Annotated in this window: 19 protein-coding genes; 10 read left to right on the forward strand and 9 right to left on the reverse strand. The window is 72.7% G+C overall.

The annotated features are described in order from the left end of the window. Positions 1-212: 212 nt before the first annotated feature. Entirely contained in the window at positions 213-1,190 is a 978-nt protein-coding gene (locus tag ACFQSB_RS12890) for an aldo/keto reductase (protein ID WP_380826520.1), read from the reverse strand. 57 nt (positions 1,191-1,247) lie between these two features. Then, complete coding sequence (locus ACFQSB_RS12895; RefSeq protein WP_380826522.1) at positions 1,248-2,021, reverse strand: cyclase family protein; 774 nt, start codon at positions 2,019-2,021, stop codon at positions 1,248-1,250. A 156-nt stretch (positions 2,022-2,177) separates the two neighbouring features. Here ACFQSB_RS12895 and ACFQSB_RS12900 point away from each other — a divergent pair, with 156 nt between their 5' ends. Both ACFQSB_RS12900 and ACFQSB_RS12905 read left to right on the forward strand, forming a co-directional pair. Next, positions 2,178-2,627, forward strand: coding sequence for a nuclear transport factor 2 family protein (locus ACFQSB_RS12900; RefSeq protein ID WP_354836364.1), 450 nt, complete (start codon positions 2,178-2,180; stop codon positions 2,625-2,627). 281 nt (positions 2,628-2,908) lie between these two features. Then, a complete protein-coding gene (locus ACFQSB_RS12905; protein WP_380826524.1) occupies positions 2,909-4,102 on the forward strand; it encodes a YVTN family beta-propeller repeat protein in 1,194 nt (397 codons plus the stop codon). 19 nt (positions 4,103-4,121) lie between these two features. Here the strand turns inward: ACFQSB_RS12905 and ACFQSB_RS12910 are convergent, their stop codons facing one another. The 5 genes from ACFQSB_RS12910 to ACFQSB_RS12930 form a co-directional block, all read right to left on the reverse strand. Then, entirely contained in the window at positions 4,122-5,390 is a 1,269-nt protein-coding gene (locus ACFQSB_RS12910; protein ID WP_380826526.1) for an ABC transporter substrate-binding protein, read from the reverse strand. Position 5,391: 1 nt separating this feature from the next. Continuing rightward, entirely contained in the window at positions 5,392-6,549 is a 1,158-nt protein-coding gene (locus ACFQSB_RS12915; RefSeq protein ID WP_380826528.1) for a branched-chain amino acid ABC transporter permease, read from the reverse strand. After that, positions 6,542-7,432 (reverse strand): branched-chain amino acid ABC transporter permease, encoded by an 891-nt coding sequence (locus tag ACFQSB_RS12920; protein ID WP_380826529.1) that lies wholly within the window; start codon positions 7,430-7,432, stop codon positions 6,542-6,544. Before ACFQSB_RS12920 ends, ACFQSB_RS12915 begins: the two co-directional genes overlap by 8 nt. Next, positions 7,429-8,238 (reverse strand): ABC transporter ATP-binding protein, encoded by an 810-nt coding sequence (locus ACFQSB_RS12925; protein WP_380826531.1) that lies wholly within the window; start codon positions 8,236-8,238, stop codon positions 7,429-7,431. The genes ACFQSB_RS12920 and ACFQSB_RS12925 overlap by 4 nt, the downstream gene beginning before the upstream one ends. Before the next feature lie 113 nt (positions 8,239-8,351). Then, positions 8,352-9,164: an ABC transporter ATP-binding protein gene (locus ACFQSB_RS12930; RefSeq protein WP_380826533.1), complete on the reverse strand. Its 813-nt coding sequence runs from the start codon at positions 9,162-9,164 to the stop codon at positions 8,352-8,354. A gap of 185 nt (positions 9,165-9,349) precedes the next feature. On the opposite strand from ACFQSB_RS12930, the gene ACFQSB_RS12935 reads away from it, so the two are divergent. Beyond that, on the forward strand, positions 9,350-10,552 hold the full coding sequence (locus tag ACFQSB_RS12935; protein ID WP_380826535.1) for a PucR family transcriptional regulator: 1,203 nt from the start codon (positions 9,350-9,352) through the stop codon (positions 10,550-10,552). A gap of 282 nt (positions 10,553-10,834) precedes the next feature. Beyond that, on the forward strand, positions 10,835-11,512 hold the full coding sequence (locus ACFQSB_RS12940; RefSeq protein WP_380826537.1) for a phosphatase PAP2 family protein: 678 nt from the start codon (positions 10,835-10,837) through the stop codon (positions 11,510-11,512). A gap of 87 nt (positions 11,513-11,599) precedes the next feature. Here ACFQSB_RS12940 and ACFQSB_RS12945 read toward each other — a convergent pair whose 3' ends face one another. Next, the gene (locus ACFQSB_RS12945; RefSeq protein WP_380826539.1) at positions 11,600-11,983 is read right to left on the reverse strand and encodes an STAS domain-containing protein; all 384 of its coding nucleotides are present in this window, start codon (positions 11,981-11,983) and stop codon (positions 11,600-11,602) included. Between the two features lie 196 nt (positions 11,984-12,179). Here ACFQSB_RS12945 and ppk2 point away from each other — a divergent pair, with 196 nt between their 5' ends. Together ppk2 and ACFQSB_RS12955 are read left to right on the forward strand one after the other, a co-directional pair. After that, a complete protein-coding gene (ppk2, locus tag ACFQSB_RS12950) occupies positions 12,180-13,160 on the forward strand; it encodes a polyphosphate kinase 2 (protein WP_354923917.1) in 981 nt (326 codons plus the stop codon). Positions 13,161-13,332: 172 nt separating this feature from the next. Next, positions 13,333-13,797, forward strand: coding sequence for an ATP-binding protein (locus tag ACFQSB_RS12955; protein WP_354923919.1), 465 nt, complete (start codon positions 13,333-13,335; stop codon positions 13,795-13,797). A 36-nt stretch (positions 13,798-13,833) separates the two neighbouring features. On the opposite strand, the gene ACFQSB_RS12960 is transcribed toward ACFQSB_RS12955, so the two are convergent. Further along, positions 13,834-14,808 carry a helix-turn-helix transcriptional regulator gene (locus tag ACFQSB_RS12960; RefSeq protein WP_380826542.1) on the reverse strand — a complete coding sequence of 325 codons (975 nt, stop codon included), beginning with the start codon at positions 14,806-14,808 and terminating at the stop codon, positions 13,834-13,836. A gap of 129 nt (positions 14,809-14,937) precedes the next feature. On the opposite strand from ACFQSB_RS12960, the gene ACFQSB_RS12965 reads away from it, so the two are divergent. The 4 genes from ACFQSB_RS12965 (at position 14,938) to ACFQSB_RS12980 (ending at position 22,550) form a co-directional block, all read left to right on the forward strand. Continuing rightward, on the forward strand, positions 14,938-16,542 hold the full coding sequence (locus ACFQSB_RS12965; RefSeq protein WP_354836338.1) for a peptide ABC transporter substrate-binding protein: 1,605 nt from the start codon (positions 14,938-14,940) through the stop codon (positions 16,540-16,542). A gap of 159 nt (positions 16,543-16,701) precedes the next feature. Then, on the forward strand, positions 16,702-17,628 hold the full coding sequence (locus ACFQSB_RS12970) for an ABC transporter permease (RefSeq protein WP_354836336.1): 927 nt from the start codon (positions 16,702-16,704) through the stop codon (positions 17,626-17,628). Next, the gene (locus ACFQSB_RS12975; protein WP_354836334.1) at positions 17,621-18,529 is read left to right on the forward strand and encodes an ABC transporter permease; all 909 of its coding nucleotides are present in this window, start codon (positions 17,621-17,623) and stop codon (positions 18,527-18,529) included. Before ACFQSB_RS12970 ends, ACFQSB_RS12975 begins: the two co-directional genes overlap by 8 nt. 199 nt (positions 18,530-18,728) lie before the next feature. Continuing rightward, positions 18,729-22,550, forward strand: a complete 3,822-nt coding sequence (locus ACFQSB_RS12980; RefSeq protein ID WP_380826545.1) for a S8 family serine peptidase — start codon at positions 18,729-18,731, stop codon at positions 22,548-22,550. Positions 22,551-22,580 lie beyond the last annotated feature (30 nt).

Raw genomic sequence — 22,580 nt, forward strand, 5'->3', positions numbered from 1 at the left:
CCGGGCGCGGCTCTCTACCCCGCCACGTGCTGTGGATGATCGGCGCCGGGTCGGCGGGTCGTGGTACGGCGATGCCGGCGCCGGTTACGGCGCCTGAACCGGTGAACGGTCCGGGCGGCTCGCCGGCCGGGTATGGGAAGGCCCTGCGGCGGCATGAAACCAGGCGGGCCCTGCGGCGGCACCAGGGAGGGCGGATCCGGCGGCGTGCCGGGTCATCCCTGGTCGACCATGCGCATCATCGGCGGGGCGTAACGCTCGCCGGCGGCGCAGCCGGGCGGGAACAGCTCCTCGACCCGGCGCAGCTCGGCGGCGGTGACCGGCATCGTGGCCGCCGCCGCGTCGCGCTCCACGTGGCCGGGGTCCAGCGTCCCGGGAATGACCGCGACGTCTCCGCCCCTGGACAGCAGCCAGGCCAGCGCCAGCTCGGCCGCGCCGTGCCCCAGCTCCGCGGCCAGGGCGGCGAACCGCGCGGCGAGGTCCAGGTTGCGGGCCAGCGCCTCGCCCTGGTGGCGCGGGTCGCGGTGACGCCAGTCGTAGGGTGGCAGCGCGCCCATGTCGGGCCGCTCCCCGGTGAGCATGCCCAGGCCGAGCGGGCGGTAGGCGACGAACCCGATGCCGAGCCGCCGGCACGCGGGCAGGATTTCCCGCTCCACGTGGCGCTCCCACAGGGAGTACTCGGTCTGCACGGCGGTGAGCGGCTGGACGGCGTGCGCCTGCTCGATCGTCGCCGCGGCGGCCTCGCACAGCCCGACGTGGCGCACCTTGCCCTCCGCCACCAGCTCCGCCATCGCCCCCATGGAGTCCTCCACGGGCACCGCGGGGTCGACACGCGCCAGGTAGTACAGGTCGATGACGTCGGTGCCCAGCCGTTTGAGCGACGCCTCGCAGGATCGCCGGACCGCCTCAGGGCGCCCGTCCAGGCCGGGCGGGCCCGCGTCGCGGTGCACGACGCCGGTCTTGGTGGCGACGACGGCCTGCTCGCGCCGGCTGCCGAGCAGCCGTCCGAGGGCCTCCTCGCCCGCGCCGCCGCCGTAGTAGCCGGCGGTGTCGAACATCCGCACTCCGAGGTCCAGGGCGCGCGCCACGGTGGCCGCCGCCCGCTCCCCGCGCCCGGCCGGCGTGGCCAGGCCCATGCAGCCCAGGCCCACCGCCGGCACCGTCAGTCCCTGTCCCAGGGTCGCCTCGCGCATCGCCGTGCCTCCTCGGTCGTTCAGCCCTCGGTCGTTCAGCCCTCGGTCGTTCAGCGCTCAGTCGTTCAGCACGGCGACGGCCCGGGCCCAGCCGGCGCCCGCGCCCGCGATCTTGACGGGGAAGCAGACGACCTGGAAGCCGAACGGCTCGGGCAGCGCGTCCAGGTTCGCCAGCCGCTCGATCTGGCAGTACTCGCGCTGCCTGCCCAGGAAGTGCGCGGGCCACAGCACGCTGGTGTCGCCGGTCTCGTGGTAGGTCCTGATGATGTGCGGGAATGGCGCGTCCAGGCTGAAGGCGTCGGTGCCGATCACCTTCACGCCCATGTCGAGCAGCAGCCGCGTCGCCGGCCCGTCCAGCCCGGTGAAGTCGGTGAAGTAGGCCGGTGTGCCCACTCGGGCCGCCGCACCGGTGTTCAGCAGCACGATGTCGCCCGGGCTCGGGGTGTACCCGATCCTGGCCAGCTCCTTCTCGATCACCGTCGGCCCGGCGGCGCCCGTCCCGAACGAGGTGAGGTCCAGGACCACCCCGGGCGCGAAGAACCAATCCAGCGGCATCGCCTCGATCGTCCTCGGCGTGCCGTAGGAGGCGGCCGAGCCGTAGTGGGCGGGCGCGTCCACGTGGGTGCCGGTGTGCACCGTCAGCGAGAGGGTGTCGTTGTTGAGGAACTCCCCGCCGGGCAGGGCGTCCACGTCGAACTCGATGCCCATGTGGGCGCGCAGCTCCTCGCTCATGTGGCGCGCCCCCTCGGCCGGGGACATGGCCGTGTGGATGACCGGGTCGGGTTCCCAGAAGCGCGCGTCGATGGGCGAGGACAGGTCGATCAGCCGCATTCCAACTCCCGCGTCACAGGTCGGCGGCCGGCTCGGGCGAGCCGGGGCTCACAGCCGTCACCGTCCACCGCGCTGCTCGAAAGGCGCTCGAGGCGGTCTCCAGCCGGCGCGGTCACGCTGGGCGGGTCACGCCACCACCGCGGAAGGGACGGCCCCATGGTGTTGCCATCGGTCATCGGCACCCTGTCGATCGACGAGCTGCACGTGCGCGTGCAGCGCTTCTACGCCGAGCAGATGCGCCTCCTCGACACCGGAGCCACCGGCGAGTGGGCCGAGACGTTCACCGAGGACGGCACCTTCAGCGTGCCGACGTTCGCCGAGCCGGTCCGTGGCCGGGCCGCCATCGCCGCGGGGGCGCGGGAGGCGGCCAGGGCCCGGGCGGCGGCCGGCGTCGTCCACCGCCACTGGATGGGCATGCTCACCGTCGAGCCGGGCGAGGACGGCACCGTCCGCGCCCGCTCCTACGCCCTGGTCATCGAGACCCCGCTGGGGAAGGCGTCCAGCGTCCACCGCAGCACCGTGTGCGAGGACCTCCTGACCCCCTGCGCCGACACCTGGCAGGTCCGCGAACGCGTCGTCACCCGGGACGACCTGCCTGCCCGCTGACCCCCTCGGCCGCCCCGCCCGATGGTCCCGCCCGGCGCCGGCCCTCGCCCGCCGTGCGTCCCGGTGCGTCCCGGTGCGCGGTGGGACGCGGGCGGCGCCGGCCGTGCGGGCGGGCGGCCGGTGAACGCCGACCGTCCGATGACCCGGCGTTGATCGTCGGCTGACCTTCCTCCCCCTAGCGTTTCGATTCGATGGCCGGCCGTAAGCCGGGTGCTCGGAGCGCGAAGGGGAGTCATGCAGCGGCGCACGTTGCCGGTTCGGTCGCCCGGGGGTCGTAGCTGATGCGGGAGGCCCGACGCGGGGCCGCCCGGCCGCTGCTCGCCGCCTGCGCCCTGACCCTGACGACGACCATGTCGGCCTGCGCCGGTGAGGGGCCGCGTCCCGCGGCCACGCCGTCCGCCCCGGCGCCCACGGCCGCCGCCGCCGCGCCCGTGCCGCACGGCGGCGCGAAGAAGGCGCCGGCCCGGGACGTCTACGCCGGGGATCGGGCCGGGATGCTCAGTCCGGTCGTCGCCTCCTTCCCGTCGCTGGTGTACGTGCCGAACAGCGAGAGCGGCACGGTCAGCGTCATCGACCCCAGGACCTACAAGGTCGTGCGCCATTTCCACGTCGGCCGCCGGCCCCAGCACGTGGTCCCCTCCTGGGACCTGAAGACGCTGTGGGTCAACAACAACGACGGCAACACGCTGACGCCGATCGACCCGGCGACCGGCGAGCCGGGCAAGCCGATCCGGGTCGAGGACCCCTACAACCTGTACTTCACCCCGGATGGCGCATCGGCGCTGGTCATGGCCGAGCGGCTCAACCGGCTGGACTTCCGCGACCCGCACACCTTCGCGTTGCGCGGCTCGCTGCCGATGCCGTGCCGGGGGATCAACCACGCCGACTTCACCGCCGACGGTGAGACGATGCTGGCCAGCTGCGAGTTCTCCGGCCACTTGGTGGCGATCGACCTGGCCCGGCGCGAGGTGCGCGAGGTGGTGAGCCTGCCGCACCGCGGCATGGCCCACCACCCGAACATGCCGCAGGACGTCAAGCTGTCCCCGGACGGCACGACCTTCTACGTCGCCGACATGGCCGCGGGCGGGGTGTGGCTCGTGGACGCCCGGGACTTCAAGGTGGAGGATTTCGTCAGGACCGGCGCCGGCGCCCACGGGCTCTACGTCAGCCGCGACTCGCGGAACCTGTACGTCTCCAACCGGGGCGCGGGCTCGGTGTCGGTGGTGTCCTTCGCCCGCCGCCGCCCGGTGGACACCTGGCGCATCCCCGGCGGGGGCTCGCCGGACATGGGCGGGGTGTCGGCCGACGGCCGGCGGCTGTGGCTGGCCGGCCGCTACCACGGTGTCGTCTACGTCTTCGACACCGAGAAGGGCCGGCTGATCCACACCATCCGCGTCGACGCGGGCCCCCACGGCCTGGCCGTCTACCCCCAGCCGGGCGCCCACTCCCTCGGCCACACGGGCGTCTTCCGGTAAGGCGCCCGCACGGCGGCGCTCAGCCCACCGGGACCTGGTAGTCCCTGGCGAGGTCGGAGACGGCGGCCTCCTTGAGGATGACCGTGCCGCCGACCGCCGTCTTGTCCGGGACGACGACGTAGGAGGCGCGGGAGGCCGGCTGGTCGACGTGGGAGAAGTCCATCGGCCGGCCGAATCCGCCGTCCCAGGAAGGCTGCGACCGGTGCGCCCTGACGATGCCGTCACGGCTGAGGTCCTTGTTCGCGCACGCCTGCTTCAGCGCGTCACCCACGATCATCGCCGCGCCGTAGCCCGCGCCGACGCCGCTGTCGACGGGCTGCCCGGGGTACTTGGCCCGGTAGTCGGCCACCAGCTTCTGGACGGCCGGGATGGGCGCGCTCATGGGCGCCGCGGCGGTCATGACGTAGAAGCTCTCCAGCAGCGCGGGCGCGGCCGGGGTGCCGAGCAGCTGCGGGCTGTAGGCCGAGTTGCTGCCGACGAACGGGATGTCCATGCCCTTGGCGACGGCCACCCCGACCAGGGAGGCCGCCTGCCGCGGGCCCACCGACACCATGATCGCCTTGACGCCGGCGTCCTTGAACGCCGACACCTGGGCGCTCATGTCCTGGTCGGTGGCCTTGATCTTCTGCTCGACGACGGTGAGCCCCAGCTTGCCGGCGGCGTACTTGGACCCGTTGAGCGCGCTCGCGCCGTAGTCGCCCTCGAAGTACAGGTGGCCGATCTTGTCGCCGGACCTGATGCCCTTGTCCTTGGCGAGGAAGTCCACCCCGTTGATCATGTCGATGTCGTAGGTGGTGCCGGTGACCTGGACGGCCTGCCCGCCGAGCAGGCTGGTGGCCCAGGCCATGGGCAGCGTCAGCATCTTGTCGTCCTCGATGCGCCGCTTGAGCGCCGTGACCATCGGCGAGCCGATGAACTGGGGGACGGCCGCGGACTTCGGCGCGATCTCGGTGTAGGCGGCCACCGCCTTCTGCACGTCGTAGCCGTGGTCGCGGACGATGCCCGCGAGCTTGCGCCCGCACACCCCGCCCGCCGCGTTGGCCTGCTCGAAGTACAGCTGCTGCGCCTGGGTGAGGCTCTTGCCGAAGGAGGCGTAGGGGCCGGTCAGGTCGGTGAGGATGCCGAGGGTGATGGCGTCGGCGCTCACGCCGGGGCCGGTCTTCACCCCGTCTCCGCCGGTGGCGGGCTCGCCGCCCGTGGCCTTGCCGCTCGCGCACGCGCCGGCCGTCAGCGCGAGCGCGAGCGCGGCCAGCGGGACGCCTGCCGTACGCATGCCGGATCTGCCCATGTCAGCTCCTGGTGTCGGGGGAGGGAGAGGGAGTGGGGGAGTGGGGGGCGGGCGCCCGCGGGGCGCGGGCGAGGAGGGTCACCCGGGCTCCGGCCGCCGCGCGCAGCCGGGCGAGCAGCCCGGCCAGGCCGCCGGGAAGGAAGAGGACCACGGCGACCACGGCGGCGCCGTACAGGATGCGGGCCGCCTCGGCGGGGGAGAGGCCGCCGGAGCCCGGCTCGGCGATGAGCGGCAGGTCGTCGCTGTAGCGGGTGAGGAGCTGGGGCAGGACCGAGACGAACACCGCGCCGAGGACCGCGCCGCCGACCGACCCCAGGCCGCCGATGACGATCATGGCGAGGTAGTCCAGGGACAGCAGCACGCCGAAGTAGTCCGGCACGGTCCGCTGGAACACCAGGGCGAGCATCACCCCGGCCAGCCCGCCGTACATGGACGACAGCACGAACACCCCGGCCCGATAGCGGGCGACCGGGACGCCCATGACCCCGGCGGCGATCTCGTGGTCGCGGATGGTGTTCATCGTCCGGCCGGGCCGCCCCCGCAGCACTCCCCGGGCGAACGCCGCGGCGCCGAGCACGAGCAGCAGTCCGAGGAACCACAGCCGCTCCAGCGAGCCGAACGGCACGCCGAACAGCACCAGGGACGGGGTGTCGGCGAAGACCAGCCCGAACAGCTCCATCGGCGGGACGGCCCGCCCGTTGTACCCGCCGGTGAGCGGTTCGGCGTTGAACAGCACGTGCTGGCCGAGGAAGATCAGCGCCAGCGTGGCGATGCCCAGGTAGGCGCCCTTCAGCCGCCCGGCGATCGGGCTGAACAGCCCGCCGGCCACCCCGGCCGTCAGCACCGCGAGCGCCGCGGCGAGCGGGGTGGGCAGCCCGAGACCCGCCGCCGCGTGCGAGGCGCCCACGCCCGCGGCCGGGGCGTCGGCGAAGTAGACGTAGGAGTAGGCGCCGACGGCGAGGAAGAAGGCGTGGCCCATCGACAGCTGCCCGGTCGAGCCGGTCAGCAGGGCGATGCCGATGGCGCCGACCGCCGCCGACATCGCGAACAGCCCGGTCTGCAGCCAGAACCCCTCCAGGTAGAAGGGGATCGCGATCGCGGCCGCCGCCCCGGCGGCCCACACCAGTGCCCGGCGCGCCCGGGAGCGGCCGTCAGACACGGACGGTCTCCCTGGTGCCGAACAGGCCGGCCGGGCGCAGCAGCAGGATGACGACCATGACCAGGAACGGCGCGACGTCGCCGATGCCGCGCCCGAGGAAGGCGAGCTGGTTCTGGTAGCCGCTCATCAGCGCCTCGGTGACCCCGACGATCAGACCCCCTGCCAGCGCGCCGGTGGTGGAGTCCAGCCCGCCGAGGATGGCCGCGGGGAACGCCTTGATCGCGGCCAGGGAGGTGCCGCGGTCCAGCCCGGGCGTGGGGAACACGCACAGGAACAGCGCGGCCACCGCCGCGAGGGCCCCGGCGACCGCCCACGCGCTCAGCGAGACCCGGCCGAGGCGGATGCCCATCAGGGCGGCGGTCTCGGCGTCCTCGGCGGTCGCGCGCATCGCGATGCCCCAGCCGGTGTACTTGAACGCCAGCAGGAACAGCGTGATCAGCGTCGCGGCCGCGCCGAGCGCGACCAGCCGCGTCTCGGCGACGGTCACCTGGCCGAGGTGGACGACCGCGTCGCCCCAGGGGTCGCCGAGCGCGAGGATCTCGGTGCCGATCTGGCGGGTCAGCTCGGTGGTCAGGACGATGTCGACGCCGATCGTCACGATGGCCAGCACGTTGTGGGACCCGGCGCCGGCCCGCCGGATGATGAGGAACTCGATCAGCGCCCCCACCGCCGCCGCGGCGGCGACGCCCACCAGCAGCGCGGCCCAGAAGCCGGTGACCGGCTGGAGCCGGGCCACCAGGTAGCCGCCGGCCAGCAGCAGCGAGGCGTGGGCGAAGTTCACGACCTCGGTGGCCTTGAAGATGACGACGAAGCCGAGGGCGATGAGCGCGTAGACGGCCCCGATGGAGATCCCGTTGAGCAGGAGCTCCAGGAATGTGATCACTTGTCCTCCTGGTCGGCGCTCGGGCCGAGGTAGGCCCGGATGACCTCGGGGTCGTCCTGCACCTGTCCGGGCGTGCCGTCGGCGATGCGGCGCCCGAAGTCGAGCACGGTGATCCGGTCGGCCAGGCGCATGACCATGCCCATGTCGTGCTCGACCAGCAGGACCGAGATGCCGAGGCCGCGGCGGACCTCGGCGATCAGCCCGGCCATCTCGGCGCGCTCGCCGGCGTTCATCCCGGCCACCGGCTCGTCCAGCAGCAGCAGCCGCGGCTCCATGCACAGGGCGCGGGCCAGTTCCACGCGCTTGCGCACCCCGTAGGGCAGCAGCCCGACCGGCGTGCCGAGCAGGCCGCCGAGGCCCGCGAACTCGGCGATCTCGGCCGCCCGTTCCCGGTGCCGCGCCCATTCGCGGCGGGCGGCGGGCAGCCGCAGGCCGGAGGAGACGAACCCGGCGCGGGTCAGCCGGTGCCGTCCGAGCATCAGGTTGTCGATCACCGGCTGGTGACCGGACAGGGCGATGTTCTGGAACGTCCGCGCGACCCCGAGCGCGGCGATGCGGTGCGGCGCCAGCGCCGTGAGCTCCGCGCCGGCGAAGCGGACGCTGCCCGAGGCCGCCCGGTACACCCCCGACAGCACGTTGAAGCAGGTGGACTTGCCCGCCCCGTTCGGCCCGATGACCGCGTGGACGCTGCCCGGCGCCACGGTGAAGCTCACCTCAGACAGCGCGGTCAGCCCCGCGAACCGCACCGTCACCTCCCGGACCTCCAGCAGCGCCGGGCCACTCGTCCCGTCCCGCGACCCAGGCATACCGTCCGGTTGGTATGACCCGGTCACGCCGCTTCGCTCAGTGGTGCCATCCGGTCGGGGCGACGAGCTCATTCCGCCTCGGTCCGGGATACCGTCCGGTTGGTATGACGGGGTCATCCCTGCCACCTCCCGATCGCCCGCCGTCCGGCGGGGCCGTCCAGGGGCCGGCCGTCCGCCGGGTCGCCCATGCCGAGGTAGCGCCGCCGCACCTCGTCGCCCGCGGCCAGTTCGGCGGCCGGGCCCTCCAGGGCCACCTCGCCGACCTCCAGCACATAGGCGTAGGAGGCCAGCGACAGCGCCGGCGCCACGTTCTGCTCGATCAGCAGCACCGAGGTGCCGCGCGCGTTGATCTCCTTGACCGTCTCGGCGATGCGGGCGGCCATCATCGGCGCCAGGCCCAGCGTCGGCTCGTCCAGCAGCAGCATCGACGGGCGCGCCATCAGGGCCCGGCCGATCGCGAGCATCTGCTGCTCGCCGCCCGACAGCAGCCCCGCCCGCTGGTGGGCCCGCTCCGCCAGCACCGGGAACAGGCCGAGGACCTCCTCGCGCGCCGCCGCCGAGCGCCGGCCCCCGCCGAGCCCGCCGGCGCGCAGGTTCTCCTCGACGGTCATCCGGGCGAACACCCGCCGGCCCTCGGGGACCTGCGTCACCCCGCGCGCCACCACGGCGGGGGCCGCGAGCCCCGACAGTCGTGTCCCCGCCCAGCGGACCGTCCCGCCGCCGATCGCGCCCCGGTGGAAGCGCAGCGTCCCGGAGATGGCCCGCAGAAGCGTGCTCTTGCCCGCGCCGTTCGCGCCCAGCACGGCGACGATCGCCCCGGGAGGCACCCGTAAGGACACCCCGCGCAGCGCGGGAACCGCTCCGTAGCTCACCGCCAGTCCGCTGACCGTGAGCCCGGCGTCGGCCGGGGGCGCCGTGGCCGCCATCGCTCCTCCTTCGGGTCGGTGAGCCACATACGAACGCCGCTCGCGCACCGTCGTCCAGATGCGGCGGTGAAGTCGCAACCGGTGCCCACCGCCGCGGGAGGGCCGTTGTGCGCCCGCACAACGGCGCGTCACGAAACGAAACCGAACCTTGTTCCGTACGGGCGGCGGATGGCAATCTACGAAAGATGCCCGCCAAGCGAAACGAGCACGTTGACGACGATGTGCGGCACGTCCTGCGCATCGTCGCCGCCCGGCTGCTCGAACGGCTCCCGGAGCTGGCCGACGAGCTGGTGGCCCGGGTGCGCGAAGGCGACGAGGCCTACCGCAGGCTCGTCTCGCCGGAGGAGCACCGGCAGAGCACGGAAGAGGGCCTGCGCATCGGCATCTCCGCCATCCTGCAGCGGCCCCAGAAGCGCCGCGACCTGGAATTCGCCCGGTCCATGGCCCGCCGCCGCGCCGAGCAGGGGCTGCCCATGGACTCCCTCATGCGCATGTACCGCCTGGCGGCGCAGGTCACCTGGGCCGGGTTCGTCGACCTGGTCGAGCGCGAGCACCCCGAACTGCTCGGCGCGCTCGTGCGCACCGCCACCCACGTCTGGCACGCCATCGACCGGCAGGCGCTGACCGCGGCCGAGACCTACCGGCGGCGCGAGAAGGAACTGCTCGGCCGCGGCACCGAGCGGGTGAACGCGCTGCTGGACGACCTGCTGGAGGGCACCGGCGACGCCGCCGTCGCCCGCTCGGCCGCCGCCGCCCTCGACCTGCCCGAGCGCGGGCGTTATGCGGTCGTCACAATCAGGCTGCCGGTCCGCCAGACCCCCTGCGCCGACTCCCACCCCGAGACGCTCGGCGCGATGCGGCTGGTCTGGCGCATGCGCACCCACTACGAGGTCGCCGTCGTGGCGCTCGGCGACGGCAGCCTCGACCGCCTGGTCGAGGGCATGGCCCCGGTGGTCTGCGGCCCGGCGGGGGTCAGCCCGGTCGTGGAGGGGCTGGAGGAGCTGGCCTCGGCCAGGAAGCTCGCCGAGCTGGCCATGCGCACCTGCGCGGGATGCGGGCCCGAGATCGCCCGGCTGGACCGGCGGCTGCCGGCCGCGCTGGTGGTCGCCCAGCCCGAGCTGTCCGGCCGGCTGACCGGCGAGGTGCTCGGCGCGCTGCTCGCGCTGGACGCGGCCGACCGCGAGGTGCTGCTGGCCACCCTGTCGGCCTGGCTGCGCTGCGAGGGCTCGGCCGTGCGCGCCGCCGGCCAGCTGTACTGCCACCGCAACACGGTCTTCAACCGCATCCGCCGCGTCGAGCGGCTCACCGGGCGCTCGGTGTCGCGTCCCCGCGACATCGTCGAGCTCGCCCTGGCCCTGGAGGCCGTCCGCCTCCTCCCGGCCGGCTGACCGCCCGCCGCCGGGCGCCCGGTCCCCTTCTCCCTGGGCGGCTGACCACCCGCCGGGCGCCCGGTCCCCTTCTCCCGGGGCCGCTGACCGCCCGCCGCCGGGCGACCGGTCCCGTCTCCCCGGGCGGCCGACCCGGTCGCGGCCCGGCGGCGGGGTTGGTGAAGCAGGGCGGCGGGATGACCTTGAATTGGCCGGTGCGTGACCGGTGTCTTCCTAACGTGGCGGTAGCCGGGCGCACCAGGCGTTCCGGGCACGAACACGGCCAGATCGGAAGCACCGCCGGTGATCAGAAGAGCGCTCGACATCCTGGGGCCGCCCCTGCTGCTGCTCGCCGTCGCGCCGGCCCTCGGCCTGGCCGCCCGGACCTCCGAGTGGACCGGCGCCGACCTGCGCCTGGACGAGACGGTGCGCGCGACGCGGTCCGCCCCGCTGACCGAGCTGGCCCACGCCCTGCACGCGGCCTTCACCCCGCCCGCCGGAGTGACCATGATCGCGCTGCTCACGGCCGTCCTGCTGCTGGTCCGGCGGCCCCGCACGGCGGTCGTCACGTTCCTGCTGGTCACCGTCGGATGGACGATCAACTCGGTGGTCAAGGCGCTCATCGACCGGCCCCGGCCGCCGGTCGCCTTCCAGCTCGTCCCCGAGCTCGGGCACGACAGCTTCCCCAGCGGCCACGTGGCCCTGACCATGTCACTGGCGTTCGCCGCGGCCTACCTCGCCCACGGCACCCGGTACTTCCCCGTGGTCGCCGCGGCGGGCGTGCTGCTGGTGGTCGCGCAGGCGCTGGCCCGGCTGTACCTGGGCGTCCACTACCCGACGGACGTGGCCGGGTCGATCTTCACCAGCACGGCGGGCGCCTGGGCCGTGCTGCGGCTGAGCGCCGCCCGCGAGAGCCGCCGCGTCCGGGGCCGGCCCGGCGAGAAGGACGACCCCCGCCCGGTCACCGGCCTGCCCATCTGACGAAGCCTCGCGCCCACCCGGCCACCGAGGTCACGGGGAGCCCGGGCCCCGTCCCGGGGCCGGAGAGCCCGGGCCCCGTCCCGGGGTTCAGCTTCGCGAGTCGCGCGGGGAGCCGGGCGCGCCGCCCGCGACGGCGGCGATCGAGGCGGCCACGTCCGGATCGAGGGCGAACGCCGTGTCCAGCCGGGTCAGCGCGAGCAGCCGGCGCAGGAACCCCTCGGCGCCCGCGAGCCGCACCCAGCCCCCCGACGCGGCCACCCGCTGGCGGAGGTCCAGCAGCAGCCACACGCCGCCCGAGTCGCAGAACCGCAGCCCCGCGACGTCCAGGATGACGCGGTCGCACCCCTGCGCCAGCAGGCCGTCCAGAGCCTGGCCCGTCTTGGCCCGCGTGGTCGCGTCGAGCTCGCCATCCAGCGTGACCACCGTGCAGGCGGGGTCGCGGTGGGGGACGATCGCCAGCTTCAAAGGCATCCGGCCGCTCCCTTTGCCGAACGTCGAAGACGGCAGCGTCAGCTCACATGGACGGGGGTTGTCGTCGTTCCTGTCGTTCTCCATCGTCGCATCGGGCCATCGCCTCCGGCTCCCTTAGGCGCGCTATGTACCTGGATCGAGACCTGGTACCGCACCGTACGCCAGAAGGGTCATTTTTATATGTAATGCTGACGATATGGAGTCGGCACCTTCGGAAACCGTCTATCCCCAGTCCATCGAGTCGAGCGAGCTGCTCGACCGCACCCCTGGCCTGTGGGTGGACGCCAGCGACGACGACGATCCGGTCCTGCTGTACGCCGACGGGCGCACCGTGGACACCTGGCGCGAGCATTATCCCTATACCGAGCGGATGTCGCGCTCGGAATACGACCAGACCAAGCGGCTGCTGCAGATCGAGCTGCTGAAACTCCAATACTGGATCAAGGACACCGGCGGCCGCCTGGTGATCCTTTTCGAGGGCCGCGACGCCGCGGGCAAGGGCGGCACGATCAAGCGGTTCATGGAGCACCTGAACCCGCGCGGGGCGACCGTCGTCGCCCTGGAGAAGCCCAGCGAACGCGAGCGCACGCAGTGGTACTTCCAGCGGTACATCGCCCACCTGCCCGCCGCGGGGGAGATCGCCCTGTTCGACCGGTCGTGGTACAACCGCGCCGGCGTCGAGCGGGTCATGGGCTTCTGCAGCCCCGAGGAGTACCAGGAGTTCATGCTCCAGGCCCCGCTGCTGGAGCGGATGCTCGTGCGAGAGGGCATCAGCCTGGTCAAGCTGTGGTTCTCGGTGTCGCGCCGCGAGCAGCGCACCCGGTTCGTCATCCGCCAGGTCGACCCGGTCCGGCAGTGGAAGCTGTCACCGATGGACCTGCAGTCGCTGGACAAGTGGAACGACTACACCAGGGCCAAGGAGGACATGTTCCTCAACACCGACACCGAGGACGCGCCCTGGACCGTCATCAAGAGCAACGACAAGAAGCGCGGCCGCATCGAGGCCATGCGCCACGTGCTCAGCCTGTTCGAGTACGCCAACAAGGACCACGAGGTCGTCGGCGCCCCCGACCCGCTCATCGTCCGCTCGGCCGCCGACATCGTCGATGAGGACAAGTCGGACCGCGAAGGGGGCCCGCTGGACCTGCCCGCCGCCGAGACCGGGGAAGCGAGATGACCACGCCACGCCATGCCCCCCAGGCCACCCATGCCGCCCGCGCCGCCGCGAACGCGGCCCGGTGAGTGGGAGCGACCGCGTTGGAGACGGCATTCCTACCTTTCGGCGACATCTCACAACGCCACCCGGGCGTCCTTAACACGGTGCGGGCAGATGACTACCGGGGGGTCGCATGACTTCATCAGGCTTTGGCAGGGCGCAACCGGACAGCGACCGCGTCCTGCACCTGGCCGGGGACCCTGACGCCGTCGCCCGCGCCCGGCGCCTGGTCTCCTCGGCGCTGGGCAAGGGCCACCCGCTCCACGACGACTGCGTCCTGCTGACCAGCGAGATCGCCACCAACGCGGTGGTGCACTCCGACTCCGGGCACGGGGGCACCTTCACCCTCAGCGTGTCCTACTCCGCCGACTGGGTGCGCATCGCCGTCCAGGACGCCGGCTCCCTCGACCCGCCGTTCGGGTGGCGGCCCTCCTCGCCGCTCGACACCGGCGGGCGGGGCCTGCTCCTGCTGGAGGCGCTCGCCCACCGCTGGGGGTTCATCAGGGAGGCGGGGACCAACAACGTCTGGTTCGAGATGCACGTCGACCTGCTCAACCCCTCGGCGCCCTCCAACGGCTCCCTGCGGGTCGCCCGCTGACCCGGCGGGGACGGGTCAGGGCAGGTCGGGGACGGGTCAGGGCAGGTCGAGGCGGCACAGGCCCTCGGCCAGCACCTTGGTGGTCAGGCGGGTGCGGCTGTCGCAGCCCAGCTTGGCGAAGATGTGCTCCAGGTGCGTGGTCACCGTGCGCACGCTGAGCACCAGCGCCGCGGCGATCTGGGGGTTGGAGTCACCCAGCGCGACCTGGGTGAGCACCTCCACCTCCCTCGAGGTCAGGTCGTAGGGCAGGGCGCACGGCCGCTCGGCGATGACCGCGCCCTGGATCGCGCCGTGGAAGCCGACGCCCGCGCGGTGCACCCGCACCTCGCGCCACTGGCCGCAGGAGTCCAGCCACAGCCCCCGCCGCGACAGCTCGCGGGAGTCGATGAAGTCCCGGGCCAGCTCGGCCATCGCCGGCTCGTGCTCCAGGGCCCGTGACGGCGGCCATCCGGCGACCGAGCGGCGCCGCCCGCCGCGCTCGAAGGCGACCGCGTGGAAGCCGGGCGGCAGGCCCATCGGGTCGATCACGCACCTGGTCAGGTCGGTGACGTGGGCCAGGGTGCCCGAGACCGCGGTGAGCACCGTCGCGGTCTCGGGTGGAAGCGTGTCGCGGCTGCTGACGTGCAGCAGACCGGTGTAGCGGCCCTCGTTCACGAACAGCGGCGCGGTCAGCCCCGAACGCCAGCCGTACGGCTCCAGGTGCCTGCGGTAGTACAGCTCGGTGCCCGGGGAGCCCATCGACAGCGGGACGCGCGAGCTCATGGCGCGCCGGTAGGGATCAAGCCCGGCGTACTCCTCGGCGGCGTCCTCGTCCACCCGCGCGTACCCCGAGGAGACCAGGCTGCGGTGGCGCCCGGTCGCCGGGTCGAACGCGACGAACTCGTACGCCTCCACCGGGATGATCTTGCGCAGGGCCGTCATGGCGCCGTGGGCCCCCGACCCTCCGGCCACCTGGAACCCCACCTCGGTGAACGCGTGGAGGTGACCTGCGCTCAGGGTGATCTGATCCATCAGTCCTCCGCGCTCAGCTTGCCCGACACAGATCTTTTCACGGAATACGTAAACCATCCGATGCAGACCACTGCCTTGCTATTTAGCCTCTCCGGCATCACGCCGGAGCGACGGAGAGGCAGAGGAACAGTGACGGTCCACAACAAGGCGCGAGGTGCCGCCGTCCTCCTCGCGGCGACGCTCGCGCTGAGCGCGTGCGGCGGTTCGGGCGGGAGCACGGGCGGCGACCAGGGCGGACAGGGGCCGAAGCAGTTCTCGGTCGCGCTCAACGAGCCCGACCACCTGACGCCCGGCAACACCTCCAGCAGCTACTCCATCACCGTACTGCAGGCGCTGTTCGACACGCTCGTCGTGATCGACCCCCAGGGCAAGCCGCAGATGCGCGCGGCCGAGTCGGTGACCAGCCAGGACCAGAAGACCTGGACCATCAAGATCAAGACCGGGCAGAAGTTCCACAACGGCGAGGCGGTCACCGCCGAGAGCTTCGCCGACGCGTGGAACGCCGCCGCCTACGCCCCGAACGCGTGGACCAACAACTACTACTTCGCCAACATCGAGGGCTACGACAAGCTCAACCCCGAGGCCGAGGGCGCCAAGCCCGAGACCGACAAGCTGAGCGGGCTCAAGGTCGTCGACCCCGCCACCCTCGAGGTCCACCTGACCGCGCCCTTCAGCCAGTTCCCGATCACCCTGGCCTACACCGGCTTCGCGCCGATGCCCAAGGCCGCCTTCACCGACCTGAAGGCCTATGACCAGAAGCCGATCGGCAACGGCCCCTTCGCCCTGGACGGCGACTGGGCGCACAACCAGCAGATCAAGCTGAAGAAGTTCGACGGCTACGCCGGTCCGCGCCCGGCCAAGTCCGGCGCCGTCCTGTTCAAGATCTACGCCAGCCGCGACACCGCGTACACCGACCTGCGGGCCAACAAGGTCGACCTGCTGCAGACCATCCCGCCGGCGAGCGCGTCCGAGGCCAAGAAGCTGCTCGGCGACCGTTTCGTGCCCACGCCCAGCGGCACCATGGACTACCTCGGCTTCCCGACCTTCGACAAGCGGTTCCAGAACGCCGACCTGCGCAAGGCGATCTCGATGGCCATCGACCGGCAGGGCATCGTGGACGCCGTCTACAACGGCGCGTTCAAGCCCATGGCCTCGCTGGTGGCGCCGCTGGTGCCCGGCTACCGCGACAACCCCTGCGGCGAGGCGTGCACCTACGACGCCGCCAAGGCCAAGGCGCTGTTCGACAAGGCCGGCGGGTTCTCCGGCACGCTCAACCTCTACTTCTCCAACGCCGACCCCAGCTACGAGCAGTGGATGCAGGCCGTCGCCAACCAGCTCAAGCAGAACCTCGGCATCACCGACATCCAGTTCAAGAAGATCCCGGCCGCCGACTACCTGTCCACGCTGCGGGAGAAGAAGGAGGACGGTCCCTACCGCAACAACTGGGTCATGGACTACCCGAGCCCGCAGAACTACCTTGAGTCGATGTGGGGCGCGGGCAACCGGATGGGCTGGGACAACAAGCAGTTCAACGACCTGGTCGCCAAGGCCAACGCCGCGCCCAGCATGGAGGCGAGCATCCCGCTGTACCAGCAGGCCGAGGACATCGCGCTCGCCGAGATGCCGATGATCCCGCTGTGGAACTGGCAGGACCAGGCGGGTTTCAGCAACAAGGTCGGCGACGTGCGCATCGACGCCTACAGCCCCAACCTCGACACGATCACCGTGAAGTAGGCACCGTCAAGTAAGGCACCGACGAGCAGGCGCGGGCCGGGCAAGGCACCGTCTAGTAAGGCATGGTCGAGCAAGAATGCACGCGATGGGCACTCCGCACCTGGTCATCTCCCGCGGCCGGGCGGGGTGCCCGGCCGCGCGCGAGGGGGAGGGCCGCCGGTGAGGTACGCCGTCCAGCGGCTGCTGCAGGCCGTCCCGGTCTTCGTGGCCACCACCTTCCTCATCTACGCCATGGTGTGGGCCCTGCCGGGCGACCCCATCCTCGCGCTCGCCGGTGACAAGCCGCTGCCCGAGAACGTCCTGCAGACGCTCCGCGACCACTACCACCTCAACGACCCGCTGATCGTCCAGTACGGCCTCTACATGGCGGGGGTGTTCCTGCGCGGCGACCTGGGGGAGACCTTCACCGGCCAGAAGGTCAGCGAGCTGCTCACCGACCGCTGGACGGTGACCGCGCAGCTCGCCGTCACCGCCTGGGTCTTCGAGCTGGTCGTCGGCATCGGGCTCGGCGTGCTGGCGGCGCTGCGGCGCGGCAGGCTCGCCGACACCGCGGTGCTGGCCGGCACGACGTTCGTCATCGCCGTCCCGGTCTTCGTCGTCGGGTACACCGCGCAGATCCTGCTCGGCCTGAACCTCGGCCTGTTCCCGACCGCCGGCACCGACGAGGGCTGGCCGGTCAGCTACCTGCTGCCCGGCATGGTGCTCGGCTCGTTCGGCCTGGCGTACGTCGCCCGGCTGACCCGGGCCAGTGTGGTGGAGAACCTGCGCGCCGACTACGTCCGCACCGCCACGGCCAAGGGGATGCGGCGCTCGCGGGTCATCGGCAGGCACGCCCTGCGCAACTCGCTGATCCCGGTGGTCACCTACCTCGGCGTCGACTTCGGCAACCTCATGGCCGGGGCGGTGGTCACCGAGGGCATCTTCAACCTGCCGGGCATCGGCCAGCAGGTCTTCCAGTCCATCCAGCTCCAGGAGGGACCGGTCGTCGTCGGCGTCACCACCCTGCTGGTGATGATCTTCATTCTGGCCAACCTGCTCGTCGACCTGCTGTACGGCGTGCTCGACCCGAGGATCCGCCGTGGTTGACCTCAAGGCCTCCGTCGAGTCCGCCGCCCCGGGCCCGAAGGCCCGCCGCGGCGAGCGCGGCTCCCTCTGGTACGACGCGTGGCTGGAACTGCGCGGCCGGGTGGTGTTCTGGATCTCGATGGCCATCCTGCTGCTCGCCTGCGCGATGGCCGCCTTCCCCTCGCTGTTCGCCCGGTTCGGGCCGAACGACGACTGCAACCTGCGGATGTCCAAGAAGGGCCCGGGCGGCGGCGCCCTGTTCGGCTACGACCTGCAAGGCTGCGACTACTGGTCCCAGATCGTGCACGGCACCCGCGCCTCGGTGCTCATCGGCATCGCCGTCACCGTGTTCGCCCTGCTGATCGCCGTCCTGCTCGGCCTGGTCGGCGGCTACTACGGCGGCGCGCTTGACGCGATCATCGCCCGGGTGACCGACGTGTTCTTCGGCATCCCGTTCGTCCTCGGGGCGACCGTCGTCCTGGTCGCCTTCCCCGGGCACGGCATCTGGGCGATGACCGCGGTGCTGGTGCTGCTGGGCTGGACCACCATGACCCGCCTCATGCGCGGCCAGGTCATCGCGGTGCGCGACTCCGACTACGTGCAGGCCGCGCGCGCGCTCGGCGCGGGTGACCTGCGCATCATGGTCAAGCACATCCTGCCCAACGCGATCGCCCCGGTGTTCGTGGTCGCCATGCTCAACATCGGCAACGTCATTTCCGGCGAGGCGACCCTGGACTACCTGGGCGTCGGCCTGCAGTACCCCGACGTGTCCTGGGGCCTGCAGCTCAACGTCGCCCAGTCGTTCTTCGCCGAGTATCCCCACCTGCTGCTGTTCCCGGCCCTGTTCCTCACCGCCACCGTCCTCAGCTTCCTCATGCTCGGCGACGTCGTCCGCGACGCGCTCGACCCCAAGCTGCGCTGACGCACCCGACTTGCGCGGCGATCCCCGTCGCCGGTCGCCGGCGTGCTCTACACGCCTGACGGCCGGGGCCGCACCAGGGCGGCTGTCGCAGATGCGACATGTCATATTTCCGACAAGTCACTCCCGTTGCTGGCGTCACATGCGCTTCGTCACCATTGCAGAGATTTCTGGCGGTTTGCCTAATTTTTGGAGTGGCTTCGTGCAGCGCCCCCCTTCCCTACGGCTCGGGTTCACCTCCCTGGCCGCGGGACTCAGCCTCGTCATGGCGGCCTCGCCGCTCACCGGCGGGACCGCCTCCGCCGACGCCCCCGGCTCCCGGCTCGCCACGGCCTCCGGACTCGCCACGGCCTCCCGGGCCGCGACCGGCCCGTCCGCCGGCACGCGGACCGTCACGCTCATCAGCGGTGACAAGGTCACCTACCGGTCCGGCGGCGACACCCCGGCGATCGTCTCCGTCCAGGGACCGCACGGCGGCCGCGCCGCGGCCCGCATCACCACCGTCGGCGACGAGGTGTACGTGGTGCCGGACACGGCCGCCCCGTACGTGACCGCCGGACTGGTCGACCGGTCGCTGTTCGACGTCACCAAGCTCGCCGCCTACGGCTACGACGACGCGAGCAGCGACCACATCCCGCTGATCGTCACCTACACCGACGCCGCCGTCCGCAAGCGGGCCGAGCCGGCGCCGGGCGGCGCGGCGAAGGTCCGCACGCTCAGCAGCATCCAGGGCGCGGCGCTGAGCGCCGGCCACGACCGGGCCGCGGACTTCTGGAACTCCCTCACCGGCACGGCCGGCGCGGGCGCCTCCTCCCGCCGCGCCGCGCCCGGCACGGCTCTCGCCGGCGGCATCGCCAAGGTGTGGCTGGACGGCAAGGCCAAGGCCGACCTCGCCGACACCGTCGCCCAGGTGCGCGCCCCCGAGGTGTGGGCCGCCGGGAACACCGGCACCGGCGTCAAGGTGGCCGTGCTGGACACCGGCGTCGACGCCGCGCACCCCGACCTGAAGGACCGGATCACCGGCACGGCGACCTTCGTCCCCGGCCAGGACGTGACCGACCGCAACGGCCACGGCACCCACGTCGCCTCCACGATCGCCGGCACCGGCGCCGCGTCCGAGGGCGTGGAGAAGGGCGTCGCCCCCGGCGCCGACCTGCTGATCGGCAAGGTGCTCGACAACGCGGGCAGCGGCCAGGACTCCTGGATCATCGCGGGCATGGAGTGGGCCGCCCGCGACCAGAAGGCCAAGGTCGTCAGCATGAGCCTCGGCGGCGGCCCGTCCGACGGCACCGACCCGCTCAGCCAGGCCGTGAACCGGCTCAGCGAGGAGACCGGCGCGCTGTTCACCATCGCGGCCGGCAACTCCGGCCCCGAGGACGAGACCGTCAGCGCGCCGTCCACGGCCGACGCCGCGCTCTCGGTCGCCGCGGTGAGCGTCGGCGGCAAGGGCACCTCCCTCGCCGCCTTCTCCAGCAGGGGCCCGCGCGTGGGTGACTACGGCCTCAAGCCGGAGATCTCCGCGCCCGGCGTGGACGTGCTGGCGGCCCGCTCGCAGTACGCCCCCGAGGGGGAGGGCGCCTACCAGACGATGAGCGGCACCTCCATGGCCACCCCGCACGTCGCCGGGGTCGCCGCGCTGCTCTCCGCCGCGCACCCGGACTGGACCGGGCAGCGGCTGAAGGACGCGCTGATCAGCAGCAGCAAGGTCCTGTTCCAGTTCGGCCCCTACCAGGCCGGCGGTGGCCTGGTGGACGCGAGCGCCGCCGTCGGCGGCACGGTCTTCGCCACCGGCACCGCCCACATCACCACCCACTGGCCCTACACCACCGGCCAGAAGGCGACCCGTCAGGTGACCTACACCAACACCGGCGACGCCCCGGTCACCCTGAACCTCAACGTCACCGGAGGCGCCCCCGAGGGCCTGTTCGAGCCGTCGGCCGGCACGGTCACCGTCCCCGCGCACGGCACCGCCACCGCCGAGGTGACGCTGGACGTCGACCGGGCCGAACTGGACGGCCACCTGGCCGCGCGGCTCGACGCGGTGGACCAGGAGGGCGTGCTGCGCGCCCACACCGTGCTCGGCTACTACAAGGAGGGCGAGCGGGCCCAGCTCACCGTCCACGCCAAGGACCGGTCCGGCAAGCCGCTCGCCGGCGAGATGGTCGTGACCCGTCGGCTTCCCAACGGGCACCAGAGCCTCGACGCGTACGCGATCGACGAGTCCGGCACCCGCACGCTGCGGCTGCCGACCGGCACGTACTCCATCTGGATGTGGGGCGAGGTGCAGGGCGCGAACGGCCCGCACTCGCTCGGCGTGGCGCTGCTCGCCAAGCCTAGCGTCGACCTTTCGGCCGACACCGCCGTCACCCTGGACGCCGGCGCCGCCCGGCAGGTCTCCTCCGTCCTGCCGAAGGGCGTGGACCGGCCGCGGACCACGGTCGACACCCGCGTGGACTTCGTCCGCGGCTTCGGCGGCGAGGAGGCCGTCGCCGACAGCCGCCTCCTCGGCGTCCAGCACGACAGCGTGTGGGTGCTGCCGACCGGCGGCAAGGTGACCGGCGGCCGGCTGGACCTCGCCGCGCGCTGGCGCGACGAGCAGCCCCGCCTGGCGGTCTCCTCGAAGGACGATGACTTCGACGACCTGCTGATCCAGTCCCGGTACACCCCGCTGCCGGAGGGCAGCCACTCCTTCGACGCCGTCTTCGCCGGGCAGGGGAGCGCCGCCGAGCTCGCCGCGGCGAAGGTCAAGGGGAAGGTCGCGGTCGTGCGCTGGAGCGACGACGCCGACCCGGTCGCGATGGCCGAGGCCGCCCGCGCCGCCGGTGCCAGGCTGCTGCTCCTGGTGGGCAACGGCCGCGGCAGGCTCGACGCCTGGGACGCGGTGCAGACCCCCGCCCCGATGCCGGTGGCCTCGGTCACCATGGACGAGGGCGAGCGCCTGATCGGCCGCATACTCAACAAGGGCAAGGCCCCGCTGCAGGTGACCTCGCACCCCTCCGCCGGCTACCTCTTCGACCTGGTGCACAGGTGGACCGGCGCGGTGCCCGCCGACCCGGTCTACCGGCCCGGCGAGCGTGACCTCGCGCGCGTCGAGATGTCGTTCGCCAACCACAAGCAGGCCACGGCGCGGGACTTCCGCACCGACGTGCTGCCCGACTGGCCCCGCGGATTCAGCGGCTACCTCACCGAAGGGCCGGCGCGCGGCACCCGCACCGACTGGGTGTCCGCCGACGGCGGCGTGCGCTGGATGGAGTACGCGCTCGCCCTGGACGGCGGGGCGCAGGAGCAGTCCGACCTGGTCACCTACAAGGCGGGCGCGACCGGCGACTCCCGCTGGTTCGGCCCGATCGTGCGCCCGCGGATGAACGACGGCACCGGTTGGTTCCCCCTGCGCGGCGGCGACGCCCTGATCTTCTTCCTGCCCGCCTGGGGAAGCTCCGGCGGCGACCACCAGGGCGAGATGCTGTTCAACGAGCACGTCACCCAGACGGCCTCGCTGTACCAGGGGGACACCCTGGTGGACCGCGTCACCAACGACCGCACCGACCGCTCGGTCGTCCTGGCCCCGATCGTCAGCCCCGACCGGCTGCCCTATCGCCTGGTCAACGAGGCCGCCCGGGACGCGTCGCTGTACCCCTACTCGACGCGCACCCTCACCGAGTGGAACTTCACCAGCGGATACGTCGAGACCGACCACACGCTGACGCTGCCGATCATCCAGGTGGACTACGACGTCGACGTGGACGCCGACGGCCGGGCCCAGCGCAAGGCCGACCTGACGGTCACTCCCCGGCAGCTGCCGTACGCGGTGGACGCCGGGCCGATCAGCGCCGTCACCGTCGAGGTCTCCTACGACGACGGCGCCACCTGGCGGAGCGCCCGCCTGGCCCGCTCCGGCGACGGCTGGAGGACCAGGCTGGACGCGCCCCGCACGGCCCACGCGGTCACCTTGCGCGCCTTCGCCAAGGACACCGAGGGCAACAGCGTCAGCCAGACCATCACCCGGGCCTTCGGCCTGAGGTGACCCCCGAGCCCGGGGCCCGGTCCATCCCGG

This window comes from Sphaerisporangium rhizosphaerae, from assembly GCF_042665155.1.
GTDB lineage: Bacteria > Actinomycetota > Actinomycetes > Streptosporangiales > Streptosporangiaceae > Sphaerisporangium > Sphaerisporangium rhizosphaerae.